Consider the following 1,395-nt stretch of genomic DNA (forward strand, 5'->3'; position numbering starts at 1 on the left):
AGAGCGCCGCGCTGGCCGAGCTCGACCGGCTCACCAACAAGGTCCGCACCCGCACCCGGTCGGCCACGGGGGCCCGGCCGGCGAGACGTACAGGACGTCGCGGTCGTCGTACGCGGACAGCGGGCGCACCTGGGCGCCGCCGGGCATTGCCTCGATGAGGAGGCCACTGGGCAGGACGACGAACGCGTGCTGGTACGGCACCTCGTCGTCGAGGTCCCACCCCGGCCGCCGGCGGCCCTCGCCGTTGAGCCACTGCCCGAGCTGGACGAGCCGGCCGACGCGGCCGGTGATGATGGTCAGCCCGATGTCGCCGGGCTGCGGGGATGTGCGAATCACTTGGAGCCTCCGATGGGCGGGTTGAGGTTCGTGATCATGCGCTGGAGCCACGTCACGGAAAGGACTTCCGCGGCCTGGCTGGACCAGCCTCGGGCGATGAGGTCGGCGCGCATCCCGTCGGCCGCGTCGAACGCGGGCGTCAGGCACTCGCGCAGCCCGAGCATGCTGTTCGTGATGGAGAGGACTCCCGCCTCCGCCTCGGTCAGGTCGGGCGGCGACGGCTCGGGCGGGTCGGTCGGTGTGCGGAAGAACATCGGTCCTCCTATGCGGCGGGGACGGTGAACGGGAGCGTGATGAGGCCGGCCGCGGCACCGAGCCGGAACCAGTCGGCCGGCCCGTAGGCGCGCCGGCAGGTGTTGCAGCGGATGACGGTCTTACGCGGGTCGTACGTGAGCTTCCCGCCGCACGTCGGGGCGTCGGAGTCCGTCTCGGCGTAGCCGCGGGCCGTCATCGGGCAGCCCGGCTTGAGGTCTTCGCGCCGGCGCCGGTCGCCCGAGACCAGGCCGCGCATCTCGCCGAGGAGCTTGCGTAGGGTCCGGTCGAGGTCGTCGACGTCCGTATACGTGTGGCACGCCCAGGACACATGCAGGCGCAGCCACTCGACCGTTCCGCGCAGGGTGCTGTCCTGGCCGCCGCGGCGTGGCGTGGCGGTGCCCAGTTCCCGCCGCCACGCGTCCTCCTCGCACAGGAGCAGGTCGGTGACGCCGCCTCCGAGCAGCGACAACACAGCAAGGCTCCCGGGCGGCTTGGAGCCGGTCGGGCCCGGGGCGCGGGGTGCATCGCCGCCGCCGCTGCTGGCTGTGCCGGGGGCGAGGAGGGCAGGCAGCTGGTGCCAGAGGTCGGCGACCTCGCCGAGTTCGGCGTAGATACGGGTCTCGCACGGCCGGCACACGAGACGGCCGTGGCGTACCTCTATGGCGATGAGACGGCGCGGGCAGCACTGGCACACCGGGTGCGCCTGCGTGAGGGCCTCAACCTCGCCCCCGACCACCTCGACTGGCACGGCTCCATGGAGGCGTACGCCGCCGACAAGGGCCGGATCTACGAGGGCAACACCGT

The 1,395-nt window shown here is 72.7% G+C and carries 3 protein-coding genes and 1 pseudogene; 1 reads left to right on the forward strand and 3 read right to left on the reverse strand.

The window, feature by feature from the left end; all coding sequences use genetic code 11:
* Positions 1 to 30: 30 nt before the first annotated feature.
* The 3 genes from ABZ454_RS38860 to ABZ454_RS38870 are packed head-to-tail and all read right to left on the reverse strand — an operon-like array spanning position 31 to position 1,228.
* A complete protein-coding gene (locus ABZ454_RS38860; RefSeq protein WP_359544139.1) occupies positions 31 to 336 on the reverse strand; it encodes a hypothetical protein in 306 nt (101 codons plus the stop codon).
* Positions 333 to 590, reverse strand: coding sequence for a hypothetical protein (locus ABZ454_RS38865; protein WP_359544140.1), 258 nt, complete (start codon positions 588 to 590; stop codon positions 333 to 335). Before ABZ454_RS38865 ends, ABZ454_RS38860 begins: the two co-directional genes overlap by 4 nt.
* 8 nt (positions 591 to 598) lie before the next feature.
* Entirely contained in the window at positions 599 to 1,228 is a 630-nt protein-coding gene (locus ABZ454_RS38870) for a hypothetical protein (protein WP_359544141.1), read from the reverse strand.
* Between the two features lie 78 nt (positions 1,229 to 1,306).
* Between ABZ454_RS38870 and ABZ454_RS38875 the strand changes: the two are divergent.
* Positions 1,307 to 1,395 (forward strand): annotated as a pseudogene (locus ABZ454_RS38875) (Mur ligase family protein); the annotation flags it as partial.

It is taken from the genome of Streptomyces sp. NPDC005803 (genome assembly GCF_040630435.1).
Taxonomy (GTDB): domain Bacteria; phylum Actinomycetota; class Actinomycetes; order Streptomycetales; family Streptomycetaceae; genus Streptomyces.